The sequence below is a fragment of the Thiomicrospira sp. WB1 genome (assembly GCF_001507535.1).
Taxonomy (GTDB): domain Bacteria; phylum Pseudomonadota; class Gammaproteobacteria; order Thiomicrospirales; family Thiomicrospiraceae; genus Hydrogenovibrio.
In genome coordinates, this window is the sequence record NZ_LQBN01000002.1 from 168,415 (window position 1) to 184,201 (window position 15,787).

The window sequence follows — 15,787 nt, forward strand, 5'->3', positions numbered from 1 at the left end:
ATCGGGCGTTATTGCGGCTCATTCGGTGGGTCGTCATCGGTCAGTGCCGGGGTGCTTTCCGTCTGGTTCATGGCCTGCTGGTTGCGTTGGCGGCATTGCAGACACAGATTGAGCAGCTCTTTGACCAGTTCTTTGATGATCGGCTGATGAGTGGTTTCCAGCAGATGATTGTAAAAACAGGTGTGGGTGCGAATCATGTCATTGACCAGTTGATGCGCTTCCACCGGCGTCATCAGGTAATGCGCCCGTTCCATCAGGTTGGAAGCCGGATGATCATAGTCCAGATGCGGAATTTCCCAGGGCGGAATGCGGGGCAGTTCCACGCCTTTGAGCGCATCCAGCACCTGGTCCAGTTCACGGTTGAGCGCGGGGCTGAACGCATCAAACACCTCCGCGGCGGCGTCGTTGTGGTGCGCGCGCAGCGCATGCGAAAAGGTGTCACAGTGATAGAGCGTCTCTTCGATCATCTCCGAGACAGCGGCCAACACCCAGGCGTAGTTTTTGTTGGTGGTTTTGACGTGTGGATGCATCGACGAGGTCAGGCTCATAGCACCAGCTCCTGTTCCAGCTCATCCAGGGTTGTTGTGGCCTCGGACTGGGGATCAAAGATCGGCAGATCGGCCTGGTAGAAAATCCCGGTGTCAAACCCGTCACTGGCATGAATGGCTTGCGCCGCTTCCAGCTTGTTGGGCGTGGGCGAGACGTTAAGCGAGCGCATTTGCTTTTGCCAGGCTTTCTGTTCCGGGCGAAAGGTCACGCAAGGGCTTTTGATTTCGATGACCGAAAAGCCTTTGTGTTCAATGCCGTCACTGATCAGTTTGGTCAGGCCTTTGGGGTCGCCGGCAAAGCCACGCGCAATGAAACTCGCCCCGGCGGCCAGCGCTACGCCCATCGGGTTGAAGGCATTGATGCCGGTGCCGTGCGGGGCCAGTTTGCTGTGCCAGTCGGGGGCGCTGGTGGGCGAGGGCTGGCCTTTGGTCATCCCATAGACTTCGTTGTCCATCACCAGATAGGTTAAATCCATGTTGCGCCGACAGGCATGCAGAAAATGGTTGCCGCCAATCGAGTAGCCATCGCCGTCGCCACCGGCCACCAGTACGGTTAAGTCAGGACGGGCGGCTTTCAATCCGGTGGCCACGGCCAGCGCGCGGCCATGCACGCCGTGAAAACCATAGCTGGCCAGATAGGCGGGCAAGCGCGAGGAACAGCCAATGCCGGTGATCATCGCCAGTTCTTCCGCCGGGCGGCCCAGCCAGGCCAGCGCCTTGGTCAGTGCGCGCAAGACAAAAAAGTGGCCACAGCCCGGACACCAGACGGGATGGTTGTCCGACAGATAATCATTGGGTCGGGCCGGGCGTGCTTCCACCGGCATTTGATCAATGCGTTCCACCGCCTGTGCTTTTTTCATGTTGCCTCCTCGGTGAGCGAGCGCAAGTAGGTCTGGAGTTCGCCCGGCGTAAACAGAATCGGCCCGGGGCGGGCAAACGATTGGCTCGACTTGGGCAGGGCCTGCTCACTCAACAGGTAATGATACAGTTGGCCAGTGGCGTTTTGTTCCACCACCGTTACCTGATGGCCCTTGCAGAGCTGGCGTAAGGATTTGCTCTGCAAGGGCATCAACAGGCGCAGGCCCAAGAGCGAGACTTGCTTGCCTTTTTTGGCCTCCGCATTGTGGCGGGCCACGGCTTCCTTGCAGGCTTCAAACGACGAGCCCCAGGTGAGGATCAGGTGCTTGGCCTTGTCAGCGGGCAGGTAGGTGGCCCAATCATCGCCATAATCAAACTCGGTCAGTTTTTGCGCACGCTTGGCCAGTTGGTCGCGGTGGTCCTGCGCCGACGAGGAGGGCAGACCGGTTTCGGTGTGTTCCAGTCCGTCAGCGGTGTATTGCGCGCCGGGCAGGCCGGGTTCCGACATGGGCGAAAGCCCGTCCGCCGAGAGCGCATAGCGTTGATACGCCGGGTCGCCCGTGGTTCGGGGTTCAGCGCGAAGGCGGGTCAGCCCGCGGGTTTGGCTCATGTCTTCGGGCAGCGTCGGGTCGCAGATCATGCGAGACTGGCCCAAATGCTGATCAGTGGCGAGCACCACCAGGGTTTGCAGATGTTCGGCCAGTCCCAATGCCCATTGCGTGACCCAGACGCTTTCACTGACGTTCAGCGGGGCGACCACAACATGCGGCGCATCCCCATGCAGGCCATACAACACCTGGTTGAGGTCGGCCTGCTCGGATTTGGTGGGAATCCCGGTGGACGGGCCGCCGCGCATGACCGTTACCACCAGCGCGGGGGTCTCACTGGCCACGGCCAACCCCATGGCTTCGGTCATCAGGGCAAAGCCGGGGCCAGAGGTGGCGGTCATGGCGGGCACGCCACCAAACGCGCCACCGATGACCATGTTCATCGCTGCCAGTTCGTCTTCGGCAATCAGCACCTGGCCGCCGACTTTTTCCAACCGGGGTGCGAGGTATTCCACGATGTCGGTCGCCGGGGTGATCGGGTAGGCGGCTGCGAGTTTGAGTCCGCCGCGCAAGGCGCCGATGGCGCAGGCTTCGTTGCCGCTCAGATGCCAGCGCGCCTGTTCGCTGGGTTGCCAGCCTTTGAGGGGCGAAGTTTTGGGGGCTTCGACCAGTGCTTGTCCGGCTTCAACGGTCTGGCGCGACAGCTGCACGGCTTCGTCGCCTTTGCGCCCCAGTGTTTTCTGCAAGGCCTGCTCAATGGCGTGCTCGGCCAGACCGAGGCGTTTGGCCAGCACGCCCAAGCCCAGCATGTTGATGCGACCGCCTTTGATTTCTTTAAGCGTATTCAGCAGTGGCAGAGGTGTGCACTCTGCGCCGGACTCAGTGACCAGAGCGGGCGGTTTTTCGCGACTGTCGTCGTAGAAAATCTCCGTGTTCGCCGTCAGCGGGATTTCATCGGCAAAGCGTTCAAAATTTTTCCAGTCCAGCGCAAGATGAATGTCGGTGGCTTCGGGCAGGGTTTCGATCGGCTGATCCGACAGATTCAGAAACACCGCCGACTCGCCGCCGCGAATCTGAGGGCCAAAGCTGCGGGTCAGAGCGCCGTAAAAACCGGCCTTGCCAAAAGCTTCCAACAAAATCAGCCCCACGGTCACAGCCCCGGCACCCCCGGCGCCGGAAATGGACACACTCAATCGGTGTGAATCAGGGATGGGCGCGGGAATCGGGCGGGTATCGGTCATAAGACACTCGTGTTAAAGGGTTGCCAAAACTATAGCAAAGTTTGCGCATAAAAAAAACAAAGCGCTCGCGCTGTTTGTCGCGGTGCTAAAGGGACGTCGTGGCCTTCGGTTGGCTTGACCTTTTACGTGCAACCGCGCAAAATGACTGAAAAACCAAAAAGAGAGGAATCCTCATGAGCGAAGTACGAGTGCAATCCAATCAGGGCGGCGTTTTGTCGATGTTGGGCAAGATTCCGTGGATGCTGTTGGTCGTGGCGTTTTTGATCGTCGCCCATGTGATGCAGATTTCGCTGGAAGGCACGGCGGGGTATGTGTTTATCGGGGTCGCGATTGCGGTGTTGTTCATCGAGATGTTCAAATCCGGCGACATCAGTGCCATGGCCTTTTTGGTAGATCAGTTCTGGGCCGTGCTCAATGTCGCGTTGGCGACCGGCTTGCTGACCTATTTGTATTTCGTCGAAGGCGTGGAACCGCATTTTTATCACTGGGCCGGGTTTGCGATTATTCTCGCCGACGCGTTGCTGAATCCGTTTAATGCCTTTCGCATGGCATTGCGTAACTTTGACGTGCAGGGGTAACGCATGTCACGGTTACACTGGCTCGTAAGTGGCGCATTGCTGATGGCGTTGAATCTGAGCAGTTGCGCCAGCTATGACGCCGAAAAAGCGCAAGCCGAGGCCGAGCGTCAGGCCACCGCGCAGGAACGCGCCGAACAATCTCACCGCCAAATGGACCGGGCGCTCGACAACGCCGCGGAGCCCTAAGCGAGTCTCTCACACTGACCCAAAACGGCCGAACGCATGTGGCAACGCTTGAAACAATCCCTTGCTTCCAAAGCACCCCCAGCCTCACAAGCGGCCAAAGGTCGTAACGCTTCGCCGTTGATCCTCTCGCATCCGCTTCCCACCTCGCAAAACTGGCCTGCGCATCCAAGCCTCTGCCATGAGTCCGGTCAGGCTTTTTTCCAATGCAAACCCACGCGCCGACGCGGTTCGGTCGCGCTCAAAGTCACGCCCGAGCGCATTACTTTTCTGGTACCAAACGCGCTCAGCAAACAACAACAAATCGCCACCTTTAAAAATCACCAGGCCTGGTTGTTTTCCAGCCTGCATCAGCAATTACAGCGTCTGCAGCAACAACGCCAACAAAGCCCGTTTCACCTTCAATGCGATCAACCCTTTGCATTGCTGGGCGAAGACTGGACATGGCAACTGACGCCCTGTGACCAGATCAAAGTCCACCCCATAGCCAACATCGACTGGGCACAGCGCCACTGGGAAGTGCGCGCCACCCCGGACGATGTCGCTACTTTCCAACAGGCCTTGCGTACTGACCCAACGCGCCTGCCCGATCGCTTGCGCCCCGCGTTCAGAAGACTGTGTCAGGATCGTCTGACCCAATGGCTGTCAGCAACCCTGCCGGACAGAGCCGAGCAGATCGGCGTGCAACCCACAGACTGGCAGGTCAAACACTACCGCGCCCGCTGGGGCAGCTGCGACCACAAAGGCCGCGTCCGCTTCCACTGGGCCATCGCACGGATGCCGGAAGCTGTCGCCGATTACGTGCTCGTCCACGAGCTGTGTCACTTGATTCATTTCGATCACTCCAGACACTTCTGGCAACAGGTTGCTCGGCACTGTCCAAATTTTCAGGCAGCAGAACGATTTTTAAAACAGGAAGGCGCTGGGTTGATGTGGGTGTGAGGCTGACATGGTTTTAACTTCTAACAGAATTTAAGTAGTTAAAATCTGAGTATTCTTCAATGAAGAATGGGAAATTAATTATTCATGACATATCTGTAAATTGATCTTTAATGCCTGTTAAATAGACTATTGTATGCTTTATTGTAGAGGTTTTAGTGAGACAACATCTAAGTAATCTAGACGAACTGATGCAGAATGTTCGTAACATTCATGCAAAAGATTTTCTAAATGAGTCTATAGCTTCTTATAGAACGGGGGCATACCGAGCTTCTCTAATTGCAACATGGATCGCCGTATGCGTAGATATAATTGAAAAGATACGTGAGTTGAGTCTCAGTGAAGACCCTGCAGCACAAAAATATGAAAATGACTTAAACAAAATCCAACCAAACGATCCGGCTGCTATGTTAGCTTTTGAGAAAAAACTCTTGAACATTGCCTGCGATGAGTTGCAACTGATTTCAACAATAGAAAAATCACATTTAGAGCGGCTTAAGGATGACCGAAATATTTGTGCACATCCGACCTTTTCAGATGATGGAAGCCAATTCTCTCCGCCAGCAGAGCTGGCCCTTGCATATATAATACAGGCTGCTAATTATTTACTGATCCACCCCCCATTAAAAGGAAAAGTAATCGTTCAGAGATTGTTCGAGTTGATCAATGAGCCATCATTTCCGGATGATGAGGAAAAAGCTTTCACTCTATTATCGTCGGAAAATAACTTAGGTAGAGTCAAAGAAAGCGGGGTTAGAAATCTTGCAATTATTTTGTGGAAAAGGATATTTCGAGATGAAGCAGGAGTTTCGCCAGAGTTGTTGAATCGATTATCAGCTTCTTTAGGAGTCATACAACGATTATACCCTGATATTTTTGAAGAGGTCGTATCAAACAATTTGGCTAGCATGCTCTCTGAGGCAAGCGATAACCTACTTAAAAGAATCTTTCCTTTCCTGAAGTTAAGAAATGATCTTTGGTCGGAATTACCACAATCAGAAAAGGTGCGTGTCGAAGGTCTTATTAATGCAATGAGTCCGGAAGAGATTTTAAGATATCAGGTGGGAGCACTTGTTGAGAAAATCGAAGACATAAGAAGCCAAGTTTTTGAAAAAGTGGATGGTTTAACACATGTTGATCAAGCTAAAATAATTGCGGCCTCTCCTTCAGTGTTTTTTAAGGATAAATCCATTTCTCTATTTTCTGAAGCTTTATCTTTTGACTCGGCTGAGTTTAGAGGAAATAGTTTACTACTCCCCATTAGTTCGACATTTAGCGATCATGACTTGAAGTGTGTTTTTAGTGGAGCCTTAGAGAACGCTGGATCATATGGGATCAACCAAATATTGAATGCTGGTGGAATTGGAGCATTCTTTTCTGCTCTCTATACAAAGACAAAAGAAGCTCCTCTTAATCATCGAAAACTCTGGGAAGAATTTTGGGAGCGCATCAATGAGAAAGGATATCAATATGACTCTTTGTATGAAAAGCTTGTTGAAGACCAATATGTCGCACCCAAAGAGGAAAGAGAAGATGAGGACTTGGGAAATGGCGATGCTACTCTTTAAAAAGTAGGCATTACTTCTCTTGCAACTGGTTGAAAAAGCACATTATGATTAGTGGACTCAGACGATACCATTATGTTGGTACGGTTGTTTTGATAGAAAAAACGCGGCTCGATGGCCGCGTTTTGTTTGATTGATCAGGTGGCGACTGTGGTCACCATGCTCAGTAACCAAATCAGAAAGATGGAGCCGAAGGTTAAAATAGCTCCCCAGATGATGGCTTTCATTCCGCTCATTTAAGACCCCTCCAGATTGGCGTAGTACTTGGCCAGCGCGTCGATTTCGGCGTCGGTCAGTGGTTTGGCCAGTTGCGACATGCCCTGACTGACGTCGTTGTGACGTTCGCCGTTTTTGTAGGCGTGCATGGTGCGTTTGAAATATTCCGGCACTTGTCCGGCCAGGGCGGGTGTGATGCCATTGCCCTGACCGTTCACGCCGTGGCACGAAGAGCAGGGCACCAGCAGCCGCGAGGCGTCGCCTTTGCGTACCAGCTTGTCGGCCATTTTAAACCTTTCGTCCGGCAGCGTCTGCTCGATTTGCCAGTCGGACAGAGACTGCTCGGCGTAAAACGCGGCCACATCGGCAATTTGCTGATCCGTCATCGCCTGAGCCAGCTTGACCATGATGGTGGCCTGACCGTAATTTTCCCAGCGGCGGGCGTCGCGGTAGTCCAGCATCATTTTCATGGTGTATGCCGGTGTCTGTCCGTTCAGCGAACTGAAGTTGCGCGAAGGGGACTGGCCGTTTTCGCCGTGACAGGACGCGCACATCATTTGGGTGTGCACGCGCTGGCCCCGCTCGACATTGCCTTGTGGCATCTCGTTCAGTGTCTGGTTGAGCGACTGATGCGTCCAGGGCGCGGCATCAGGTTTTTCCCCGTGGCCGCCGGCCAACGCCAGCGCAGGCACCAGCACACAGGCACTGATGGCTGAGTGGATGGATGTTTTTTTCATAACCTTTTTCCCTTTTGAATCCATGGTTTCCGCCTTAAGAGAACACGTCTTTGACGAATTCGCGGTGCCAGTTTTTCTGATAGACCGCTTCCAGAATCGGCTGGGCCGGTTTGTCGGTAATCTCTGACACGCCCGCCGAGTCGCCTTTGGGTTGAATCAGGCCGTCGCGGACTTCATAAATCGCGGCAATGGAAACACCGTAATTTTGTCCGGCCAGGCTGTAGCAGACGTTGGAATAAATCGCTCTGCCCGGGCTTTCGCCTTTGAGTGTATCGGCGACGGCTTTGGCGCAGACCTTGGCCTGAGAGTTGGCGGCGTAACCCGATTTGGGCATGGCGTCGGCGATGGTGCTGTCGCCCAGCACATACACCTCGTCATGGCGCATGGATTCAAAAGTATGGCGATTGATCGGGCACCAGCCGGATTCGTCGGCCAGATCCAGCATTTGCGCCAGTTTACCGGCCCGCTGGTTGGGGATGATGTTGATCAAGTCCGCCTGAAAATCTTCGACCATGGCCTGTACCTGGTTGGTTTTCGGGTCCAGTCGTGTGACCTGGCCGCCATCGGAACCGGAAATCCATTCGATCAGACTGTTGTCGCTTCGATAGCCATACAGACGTTCCCACGCCTTTTTGAACGGAATGTCTTTGGTGAAGCGGTCTTTGGGATCAAGCACGATCACCTTGCCGGTGGGGTTGTGTTTTTTCAGGTATTCAGCAAAGAACGAAATTCGTTCATACGGCCCCGGCGGACAGCGGAAAGGGTTCTGCGGTGGGGCGACGATGGCGGTGCCGCCCTGAGGCAGGTTTTCCAGTTGCTGTTTCAGCTTGAGGGTTTGCGGCCCGGCTTTGTAGGCGTGCGGATGCGTGGTGTCGGCCACCTGCTCGTTGAAGCCTTCGATGTTGTCATAGACAAAGTCGATGCCCGGCGAAACCACCAGTTTGTCGTAAGACACGGTCTCGCCTTTCTGGGTACGCACGGTTTTTTTGTCAAAGTCCGCGCCCACCACCTTGTCGATGATCACGTTCACATTGTATTTGGAACGAATCGTGTCCAGATTGAACGTCAGTTCATCCAGTGTGTGCATGCCCACCAGCACATCGTTGCTGCGCAGGCAGGTAATGTATTCCGGGTATTGCTCGATGATGGTGATTTTGACGTCGGGGTCGGCAAAGCGCAGGTATTTGGCAAAGGTGGACCCGCCGACGCCACCGCCGAGAATCACCACATGCGCGGCGGATTGCGCAAAGGCTTTGTTGCTGGCCCCGAAAATGCCGGTGGCGGCCACGGCTGAGGCGCCAAACACCTTGATCAGGTCGCGGCGAGTGATTTTGCGATCAAACGTTTGTTGTTCCAGTCGACTCATTGTTGACCTCCCATTGCTTTGTCAGCGGCGTTGGAGGCGTCATAGGCCTCTTCCAGCGTGGTGTCCTGCCAGGGTTTGAACGGTTGTTGCTCAAACCAGATGGCCATGGCATGAATTTCTTCGTCGGTAAAGCCACGGGCGACGCGATCCATGATCACGGCGTCGCGTGAGCCGTCCCGATAAGCCAGCATGGCGCGCTCAAAAGTGTCGGCATCCATGCCGGCCAGAGGCGGCATGGCTTCGGTCAGTGCCTGACCGTTGGTGCCGTGGCAGGGCGCGCATTGTTGGGCCATGGCTTCGCCTGAGGCCATGGGTTGCGGTGCGGCCTGAGCACCTGCCGTGATCAAGCTCAGGCACAAGGCGGAAATCGAAATCGTTCGGTTCATCATATAACTCCTTTATTGCGCCCAGACCCAGAAGCCGACGGCAAAGAATTGCACCATCCACAGCAAAAGAATCCAGATGGCGGCGGTGCCCATGCGGTCCACGGTGGCGCTGGGGGTGTACACGCCATTGGTCTGGCCGACTTTCCAGGCCACGGTGAGGTAATAGCTCAGCACCGCACCGCCGAGCACCGCGAAGGTGATAAAGAAGAGCGCGGTGGAATACCAGTCCATCACCACCTTATAGTCCATGAAGTCGTAGCCGAAAAAGCCTTCCAGAATGCCGTAGCGCAGCATCTCACGGCTGATGGCAACCACCAAACCGGCGACCACGGCCATGGGCAAGGCCATGTAGCTGCATAAAGGGTGGTTGTTTTTCAGGCGAACCTTGGCCCAGAGCGCGTAGGCGATCAGTGCCACGCCTCCGGCAATGCCCCAGAAAGAGGTACCGAAGTCGCCAGCGGTTTCGGGCAGGGTCATCATCCAGCCGATGTAAAAGGCCAGCGCGATGGCGGAACCGACGGAAATCCATTTTTTGCCCACGTCTGCAGCAAAGTTGAGGTAGTCCATGTCGGCGTCTTCACGCACCATCTTGAAACGGCGGTAGGTCACCATCATGGCTCCGGCCACCGGAATCGCCATGCTGATAAAGAAACCGAAGCGCCAGAGGTTGCTGGCATGCAGTTTGGAGCCGGAGTAATCCATCTGGCCGTTGGGCATATACCAGCTCTGCCAGAGTTCCGGGTGCAGCATCTGCTTGGTCAGGTTGTGCATGATGTAACCGACCACCAGCAGCAGAATCACACTCAGGATCATTGACCAGCGCGCTTTGGGGGCGGCTTCGACGCCTTTTTGCTTGCTGTTCTGGAAATAGTAGAAGTACATGGACCAATAGGCCAGAATCAGAATCAGGATAAAGGCGATGACCCAGTCGGCTGAAAGCACGTTGGAGGTGTACCAGTGCGGGTCATAAATCACCTGCACAAACAGCAGGGGCGCGACCCCGATCACGATGGCGACCGACACGGACACCTTAGCAACTTCCAGCATCGCCGCACTCAGACGTCGCCAGTGTGGGTCGCTGCTGAATGCGCCCGCGATGGTGACCCCGGCGGTGCCCAGCATTAGCTGCACAAAAAAGATGTGCAGGGCAAAAGTCAGGACTCCCAATGCCATAAAGACAATGGGATAGGTCGGCACCCCGGCGGGATTGCGCAGGGCATACATCATGTCTGTGATGTGTTGAACGTTTCCAGCATCCATTAGTGCGCCTCCTGTGAGGTTGTGGAGTTCAGGCTGATGACCGCATTGGCGGAATCGCTGGATTCCTTAGCCAGCGCTTTTTGCTTGCGGTCGGCCACTTCTTTGTCAATCGCTGCGGTGATGGCGGTCTGTCCGCCTTCGTTATTGAGCAACAAGTAGGACGCCAGCGCGGTGACCTCGTCTTCGGTCATTGGCATTTTGGGCATGTAGGCGATGGTGCCTGGCTCAATCACGCCACGGATGTAGTCTTCCATGCGTGCCTGTGTCATGCCGTCTGGGAAGTAACGATGCAGCGGACGAATCCCGGTCTGGCTGGGCGAGTGGCAGTTGGAGCAATAGGTCATGGTGATGAACTCACCCGCCTGAATGCGGTTGCCTTCGTTCACCTCGCGCAGATGCTCAGGCGTGAACGGGTGCGCTTTCAGCAGACCCACTTTTTCCAGCGTGGGGATTTGCGATTGGATGTCCATGCCGGGCACGTCGCGGCCGATCACCTGGTTGGAATAAACATACTGACCGGCCACCCAAGGCTTGCGCATGGATTCGCGCGCGGTTTCTTCCGGCCACAGACCCGCCACCAGAATGATGATGGTCATGGCCCCGGCAAAGCCCTGCACCAGCAGACGCGGTTGGATCATGGTGATGATGAAATACGCGAGCGTCCCGGCCAGTACCGCCATGATGCTGGGTTCAAAGTAGTCCGGCAGACGGTTTTCCATGACCAGCAGCGCCTGTTCGGGCACGGAGCTCAGATACCACTGGAACAGAGCCGAACCGATCAGGGTGCTGATGATGCCCAGCCAACCCAGTTTGCGCGTCATTTCTTTTTTAAACGTTGCGTCTTTGATGGTGGAGATCACAATGCCCCCGACCACGGCGGTCATGGTGAACATAAACGCCACGCGCATGCCCATCTGCACAAAGGTATTGGTGCCGTAAAAGCCATTGAGGTAACCACCTTCGGCAAACCACTGTTCTTTGCCGGGCAACATCATGAATGACAGAATGCCGATGATGATCACCATGGTCGCCAGCGAAGAAATCCCGAAGATCAGCGAGATTTTCATGTGGGTTTTTTTATCGACCTTGCCCACCAGATAAACAATCATATAGACGCCGACCACTTCGATCACGAAAAAGACCCATTCGGTGGCCCATTTCCAGACGAATGAGTGGATCAATGCGCCGATGCCATTGGGACTGCCCACGGTGGTCGAGTACCAGATGCCGGGCCCGGTGATGGAGCCGGCAACATAGGTGAACACCAGCAGAAACAGGCCGTAGCGTTTGACGAAGTCCAGATAGTCCGGGCGGTCTTCCTTGTAGGAGCGATAGGAAAGATAGGCAAACAGCATGGCGGCCCCGACCGAGGTGTGAGAGGCCAGCACATGGAAGGTCGCGATGATGCCGATCACCCAGCCGGAGCCCAGATTGGGCTCAAACCAGGTGGGGTAAAGGCTGATCAGTTCCATAAGCCAATGTCCTTATATATTAAATGGGTTTATCCTGAGCAAAGGATTTTTATCGTACGGGCTGAATTTTAAGGATGCGTGACAAAAAGGGAATTAGAAAAAATTTATATTATGTGGGTATAAATATTAATGATCTTTGCAGCGCCCGTCCGGGCGCGGTCTTTTCACAATGCTTGCATGGTTGGTGCTTGTGTTCTGTGATTAGAATGCTTATTCTAATGGCATGAAAAACGCCGCAACACCGTCTTATGATGCGACCGCTTTGGGGGCCAGGGTTCAACCTGCGCCACATGCCAAGCATGCGCCATCGTTTTTTGCCAACCTCGATTGGCCGACGTCGCAAACAAAAGTGCTGGATTCGGCCCTGGTGTTGTTTGATCGGCAGGGGTATTTCAATACGTCCATCGCCGATCTGGTGGCGCATTCCGGGGTCAGTTCCGGCTCGATCTATCACGCGTTTGGCGACAAGGAAACCATTGCGCGAAGATTGATGGAAGCGTTGCTGGCGCAGTTGGAACAGGCGCAACAGGCCATTATCCGGCGCCATGACACCGGCTGGGAGCGCTTCAGCCATCTCGTCGACTGGATGATGCAGGAAGCGATCACGCACCCGCACGCCATGCGTTTTATTTTGCAGGCGCGCCATCAGGAATTTTTGCCCGAGCAACCGCCTGTCTGTGCTCAGCAGCCGTTTGTGACGCTCAGAGAGGTGTTGGCGCAGGCACAGAAAGCCGATGAGATTGCGTCAATGCCGACCATGCAGGCGGCGGCCCTGGCCTATGGTCCGGTGTTGCGCTGGATACAGTTTTATTTGGATGGATTGTTACCAGGCCTGGTTAAAAATGATTGGGAAAACCTGGCGCACCAGGCCTGGCAGAATTTGGTTAACAGCAACCCGTGCCCCTGGCACGAGACAAAGGAGCAAGCATGACATTTTCAAAAACACTCGTGGCCACATCGGTTGCAACGATGATGGCGGTCGCCTCAGCGGCACAGGCCAAAGATCCTTATGTGGCCGGGTTTGAGCGTTATGCTCAGGAAATGCAGTCGGCGAATGCCGCCACGGCGTCCACGTTTGATACCTATGCCAAGGATGTGGCGGGCACCCTGAAAAAAGCCGGTTACATCGGGCCGACGCTGCCACTGCCCGAGCCGGTCAAGGTGACGGACGGGGTCTATACGGTGGTGGGCAGTCTGATCTGGCACAACCCCACCAACTACGGCCTTAATAACAACCTGACTTGGATGGAATTCGAAGACGGGGTCTTTGTGTTCAACGCCGGGCCCAATCCGGCGGTGGCGGGCTCGTTTCATCGCATGATCAAGGAACACACCAACAAGCCTGTGAAATGGGTGGCGGTGGAAAACTCTCAGGGCCATGCTTATCTGGGCAGCAGCTACTGGGTGGATGTGGGGGTGAAAAACCTTTATTCACACGATGTGGCCAACCAGGATTTTGATCAGGGCTTTGAGCACATCAAAGAACACTGGGGCACCCGCGTCGGGCATGAAATCACCGATTCGGCGCGCAATGTGTCGGACCAGTTCACCGAATTCAGTGACAAGATGGTGATCGATGTCGGCGGCGGTGAAACCGTGGAGCTGCTCAACTTCGGGCCGGGGCACACGCCCGGTTCCACGCTGGTGTATGTGCCGTCGCGCAACCTGCTGTTAACCGGGGATGTGGGCTACAACAGCCGTATGCTGGCGCTGTTTTCCTACACCAATACCCAGTATTGGGTGGAGACATTCCGCACGATGATGGACTATGTGCCCGATGATGTGCTGGTGATCCCGGGGCATGGCGGGCCGACCGATCTGGCAACGGTGAAAACCGACACGCATGATTATCTGGTGTACATGCAAAAAGAGGTGCAGAAGGTGATCGATCAGGGCGGCGACATCAGTGACGCCGAAGAAATCGATCAGTCCATGTATTCGGATCGCTCTGTGTACGAGCAGACCTATCAGAACAATGCCCGTCATATTTACAAAGAAATGACCGGTGGAGATCTGGGAGAAAATTTTGAATAACGGTTAGCGCCCATCAAAATTCACACACCGACCGTTTATGAGTCGGTGGTTTGAACCGTTTGCGTTCGTTCTTGGCCTTCCTGTGTCGTCAGACCGGAAGGCTTTTTTTGTGTTTTGTCATGGGGTTGTCAGACGACGCGTGTACACTCAGGCGAAAGTATGGCGGGTGCAGGGAGTTTGCGGATGGGGCGTGACAGCTGGGAAGTGTTTTGGCGTTTTTTGTGGTTGGGCTGCCACGCCTTTGGTGGTCCGGCGGCGCATGTGGCGTTTTTTCAGCGCACGTTTGTCGAGCAATTGCGTTGGTTTGAGACGGCGGCGTTTGAGCGCTGGCTGATCTGGTCGCAGACATTACCGGGTCCGGCCAGTTCGCAGCTTGGCTTTATGCTGGGCTATCAGCGTGCCGGTTGGTTGGGGGCGTTGGCGGCGTTTGTCGGCTTTACCCTGCCGACGGCCTTGCTGCTGGGCCTGTTTGGTTGGGTGGGCCAGACCTATGCCGACGCTCTGGCACCCTTGATGCAAGGTTGGTTGTGGGTGGCCGCAGTCGTGGTGTCGCTGGCTTTGATTCAAATGAGTCGCGCTCTGGGGCGGCGATGGCTGCTTTGGGGCATGGCGGTGCTCAGCGGCGGGGTGTTCTTGCTGACGCCTGTTCCGGCCTGGACGTTGATCATGCTGTGCGGGGTTGTGGGCGCGCTGGGACGGCTAAGGCCTTTGCGCGGCCGTCATTCGGATGGTTTGGGTGCCGCCCTGGAACGCCGTCCCGGTCTCCGGCAGAGCCGTTTGCTGCTGGCCAGCGCCTTTGCGCTGTTTGTTGCGGTGCTTACGCTGCCTGCCGTGCTGACCACCTTGAGCGGTGTGTTTGCCCAGTTGGCGCTAACCGGCTTTCAGGTGTTTGGCGGCGGCCATGTGGTGTTGCCGCTTTTGGCGCAGGATTGGGTCGCCCCGCACGGGCCGCTTCCTGCAGAGGTGTTCATGGCCGGGTATGGCGCGGTTCAGGCCATGCCGGGGCCGATGTTTGCCTTTGCCAGTTTTCTGGGGGTGCAGACCCTGGGCTGGCTGGGCGCACTGGTGGCGACACTGGCTATTTTTCTGCCGGGGTTTCTGTTGTTGATGGGCGGATTGCGTTTTTACCAGGCCTGGCAGAAACAGTCTCGGGTGGCCGGAGCTTTGGCGGCGATCTATGCCGTGGTGGTGGGGCTGCTCGCCGCCGCCTGGTTGAACCCGATTCTGTTACATGCCTTGTCCTTGAACGCGAGCGCGCAGACAGGCGTCACCAGCGGCCACACTCTGCTTGCTTTGCTGATGTTGGCGATCAATCTGGTCTGGCTGCGCCGACAAGGACCGGTTTGGGGCCTGTTGTTGTTGAATCCAGTGGTCGCCGCCCTCATGGGGCAGGTTTTATAAGCCGGATTTTTTGAAAGGATGATCGTAGTCGGCCGGTTCGTCGGAATAGGCGCACACGTTCCAATCCGCGGCCAGCCCGTCTTCGGCCAGACAGCAGGTCTGGAAAAAATTCTGAATTTCCGTGCGCTGACAGTGCGCTTCAAAGCTTTCAAGGTCGGCCCAGATTTCGTGAAACACAATGGGAAAGCTCTGGCCTTCGGCAAACGGGGTCTCGATCTGGCGGGTCACCACGTATTGCAGACAGCCATCTTCGCGCAGGGTATTGGGTTCGAGCGCCTGCAGGGTCTGAAACAGGCGATCGGCCTGGCCGGGTTTGGGTTGAAATTGAGCGGTGCAATAAATTTTTCGGGACATGGACGTTTCCTGACGTAGGGGGATCGATGGCGTCATTCTACGCGATTGCTGCAGATTTGATAAACTGAACGCTTTAGAAGGTTCAGTCATTTTTATCGCTT

At 55.4% G+C, this 15,787-nt stretch carries 16 protein-coding genes; 7 read left to right on the forward strand and 9 right to left on the reverse strand.

The window, feature by feature from the left end; translation table 11 throughout:
• Window positions 1-8 precede the first annotated feature (8 nt).
• The 3 genes from AVO41_RS05240 to AVO41_RS05250 are packed head-to-tail and all read right to left on the reverse strand — an operon-like array spanning window position 9 to window position 3,195.
• A complete protein-coding gene (locus tag AVO41_RS05240) occupies window positions 9-548 on the reverse strand; it encodes a hypothetical protein (RefSeq protein ID WP_068583808.1) in 540 nt (179 codons plus the stop codon).
• Window positions 545-1,408: a 2-oxoacid:ferredoxin oxidoreductase subunit beta gene (locus AVO41_RS05245; RefSeq protein ID WP_201022853.1), complete on the reverse strand. Its 864-nt coding sequence runs from the start codon at window positions 1,406-1,408 to the stop codon at window positions 545-547. The genes AVO41_RS05240 and AVO41_RS05245 overlap by 4 nt, the downstream gene beginning before the upstream one ends.
• The gene (locus AVO41_RS05250; RefSeq protein WP_068583813.1) at window positions 1,405-3,195 is read right to left on the reverse strand and encodes a 2-oxoacid:acceptor oxidoreductase subunit alpha; all 1,791 of its coding nucleotides are present in this window, start codon (window positions 3,193-3,195) and stop codon (window positions 1,405-1,407) included. The genes AVO41_RS05245 and AVO41_RS05250 overlap by 4 nt, the downstream gene beginning before the upstream one ends.
• A 173-nt stretch (window positions 3,196-3,368) precedes the next feature.
• Between AVO41_RS05250 and AVO41_RS05255 the strand changes: the two genes are divergently transcribed.
• From AVO41_RS05255 to AVO41_RS05270, 4 genes are all read left to right on the forward strand, one after another.
• Window positions 3,369-3,773 carry a hypothetical protein gene (locus AVO41_RS05255; protein ID WP_068583816.1) on the forward strand — a complete coding sequence of 135 codons (405 nt, stop codon included), beginning with the start codon at window positions 3,369-3,371 and terminating at the stop codon, window positions 3,771-3,773.
• A 3-nt stretch (window positions 3,774-3,776) separates the two neighbouring features.
• On the forward strand, window positions 3,777-3,959 hold the full coding sequence (locus AVO41_RS05260; RefSeq protein WP_068583818.1) for a hypothetical protein: 183 nt from the start codon (window positions 3,777-3,779) through the stop codon (window positions 3,957-3,959).
• Window positions 3,960-3,995: 36 nt separating this feature from the next.
• A complete protein-coding gene (locus AVO41_RS05265; RefSeq protein ID WP_068583821.1) occupies window positions 3,996-4,898 on the forward strand; it encodes a M48 family metallopeptidase in 903 nt (300 codons plus the stop codon).
• A gap of 188 nt (window positions 4,899-5,086) precedes the next feature.
• Window positions 5,087-6,463 carry a hypothetical protein gene (locus tag AVO41_RS05270; protein ID WP_068583824.1) on the forward strand — a complete coding sequence of 459 codons (1,377 nt, stop codon included), beginning with the start codon at window positions 5,087-5,089 and terminating at the stop codon, window positions 6,461-6,463.
• 233 nt (window positions 6,464-6,696) lie between these two features.
• Here the strand turns inward: AVO41_RS05270 and AVO41_RS05275 are convergent, their stop codons facing one another.
• The 5 genes from AVO41_RS05275 to AVO41_RS05295 are packed head-to-tail and all read right to left on the reverse strand — an operon-like array spanning window position 6,697 to window position 11,897.
• A complete protein-coding gene (locus tag AVO41_RS05275; RefSeq protein ID WP_082676571.1) occupies window positions 6,697-7,413 on the reverse strand; it encodes a c-type cytochrome in 717 nt (238 codons plus the stop codon).
• 34 nt (window positions 7,414-7,447) lie between these two features.
• The gene (locus tag AVO41_RS05280; protein ID WP_068583827.1) at window positions 7,448-8,779 is read right to left on the reverse strand and encodes an NAD(P)/FAD-dependent oxidoreductase; all 1,332 of its coding nucleotides are present in this window, start codon (window positions 8,777-8,779) and stop codon (window positions 7,448-7,450) included.
• On the reverse strand, window positions 8,776-9,168 hold the full coding sequence (locus AVO41_RS05285; RefSeq protein WP_153003491.1) for a c-type cytochrome: 393 nt from the start codon (window positions 9,166-9,168) through the stop codon (window positions 8,776-8,778). The genes AVO41_RS05280 and AVO41_RS05285 overlap by 4 nt, the downstream gene beginning before the upstream one ends.
• A gap of 9 nt (window positions 9,169-9,177) precedes the next feature.
• Window positions 9,178-10,425 (reverse strand): hypothetical protein, encoded by a 1,248-nt coding sequence (locus tag AVO41_RS05290; RefSeq protein ID WP_068583833.1) that lies wholly within the window; start codon window positions 10,423-10,425, stop codon window positions 9,178-9,180.
• Window positions 10,425-11,897 carry a cytochrome C gene (locus tag AVO41_RS05295; protein WP_068583837.1) on the reverse strand — a complete coding sequence of 491 codons (1,473 nt, stop codon included), beginning with the start codon at window positions 11,895-11,897 and terminating at the stop codon, window positions 10,425-10,427. Before AVO41_RS05295 ends, AVO41_RS05290 begins: the two co-directional genes overlap by 1 nt.
• A 223-nt stretch (window positions 11,898-12,120) precedes the next feature.
• Between AVO41_RS05295 and AVO41_RS05300 the strand changes: the two genes are divergently transcribed.
• The 3 genes from AVO41_RS05300 (at window position 12,121) to chrA (ending at window position 15,332) form a co-directional block, all read left to right on the forward strand.
• Window positions 12,121-12,828 (forward strand): TetR/AcrR family transcriptional regulator, encoded by a 708-nt coding sequence (locus AVO41_RS05300; RefSeq protein ID WP_068583838.1) that lies wholly within the window; start codon window positions 12,121-12,123, stop codon window positions 12,826-12,828.
• Window positions 12,825-13,931 carry an MBL fold metallo-hydrolase gene (locus AVO41_RS05305; RefSeq protein WP_068583842.1) on the forward strand — a complete coding sequence of 369 codons (1,107 nt, stop codon included), beginning with the start codon at window positions 12,825-12,827 and terminating at the stop codon, window positions 13,929-13,931. The genes AVO41_RS05300 and AVO41_RS05305 overlap by 4 nt, the downstream gene beginning before the upstream one ends.
• Before the next feature lie 159 nt (window positions 13,932-14,090).
• Window positions 14,091-15,332 (forward strand): chromate efflux transporter, encoded by a 1,242-nt coding sequence (gene chrA / locus AVO41_RS05310; protein WP_082676572.1) that lies wholly within the window; start codon window positions 14,091-14,093, stop codon window positions 15,330-15,332.
• On the opposite strand, the gene AVO41_RS05315 is transcribed toward chrA, so the two are convergent.
• On the reverse strand, window positions 15,327-15,686 hold the full coding sequence (locus AVO41_RS05315) for a putative quinol monooxygenase (RefSeq protein WP_068583846.1): 360 nt from the start codon (window positions 15,684-15,686) through the stop codon (window positions 15,327-15,329). The genes chrA and AVO41_RS05315 overlap by 6 nt on opposite strands.
• Window positions 15,687-15,787: the final 101 nt, after the last annotated feature.

What these genes read in the sequence shown, in the direction of transcription:
- AVO41_RS05240 (WP_068583808.1), bottom strand. Translation starts at nt 548, where the DNA reads ATGAGCCTGACCTCGTCGATGCATCCACACGTCAAAACCACCAACAAA.
- AVO41_RS05245 (WP_201022853.1), bottom strand. Translation starts at nt 1,408, where the DNA reads ATGAAAAAAGCACAGGCGGTGGAACGCATTGATCAAATGCCGGTGGAA.
- AVO41_RS05250 (WP_068583813.1), bottom strand. Translation starts at nt 3,195, where the DNA reads ATGACCGATACCCGCCCGATTCCCGCGCCCATCCCTGATTCACACCGA.
- AVO41_RS05255 (WP_068583816.1), top strand. Translation starts at nt 3,369, where the DNA reads ATGAGCGAAGTACGAGTGCAATCCAATCAGGGCGGCGTTTTGTCGATG.
- AVO41_RS05260 (WP_068583818.1), top strand. Translation starts at nt 3,777, where the DNA reads ATGTCACGGTTACACTGGCTCGTAAGTGGCGCATTGCTGATGGCGTTG.
- AVO41_RS05265 (WP_068583821.1), top strand. Translation starts at nt 3,996, where the DNA reads ATGTGGCAACGCTTGAAACAATCCCTTGCTTCCAAAGCACCCCCAGCC.
- AVO41_RS05270 (WP_068583824.1), top strand. Translation starts at nt 5,087, where the DNA reads ATGCAGAATGTTCGTAACATTCATGCAAAAGATTTTCTAAATGAGTCT.
- AVO41_RS05275 (WP_082676571.1), bottom strand. Translation starts at nt 7,413, where the DNA reads ATGAAAAAAACATCCATCCACTCAGCCATCAGTGCCTGTGTGCTGGTG.
- AVO41_RS05280 (WP_068583827.1), bottom strand. Translation starts at nt 8,779, where the DNA reads ATGAGTCGACTGGAACAACAAACGTTTGATCGCAAAATCACTCGCCGC.
- AVO41_RS05285 (WP_153003491.1), bottom strand. Translation starts at nt 9,168, where the DNA reads ATGATGAACCGAACGATTTCGATTTCCGCCTTGTGCCTGAGCTTGATC.
- AVO41_RS05290 (WP_068583833.1), bottom strand. Translation starts at nt 10,425, where the DNA reads ATGGATGCTGGAAACGTTCAACACATCACAGACATGATGTATGCCCTG.
- AVO41_RS05295 (WP_068583837.1), bottom strand. Translation starts at nt 11,897, where the DNA reads ATGGAACTGATCAGCCTTTACCCCACCTGGTTTGAGCCCAATCTGGGC.
- AVO41_RS05300 (WP_068583838.1), top strand. Translation starts at nt 12,121, where the DNA reads ATGAAAAACGCCGCAACACCGTCTTATGATGCGACCGCTTTGGGGGCC.
- AVO41_RS05305 (WP_068583842.1), top strand. Translation starts at nt 12,825, where the DNA reads ATGACATTTTCAAAAACACTCGTGGCCACATCGGTTGCAACGATGATG.
- chrA (WP_082676572.1), top strand. Translation starts at nt 14,091, where the DNA reads ATGGCGGGTGCAGGGAGTTTGCGGATGGGGCGTGACAGCTGGGAAGTG.
- AVO41_RS05315 (WP_068583846.1), bottom strand. Translation starts at nt 15,686, where the DNA reads ATGTCCCGAAAAATTTATTGCACCGCTCAATTTCAACCCAAACCCGGC.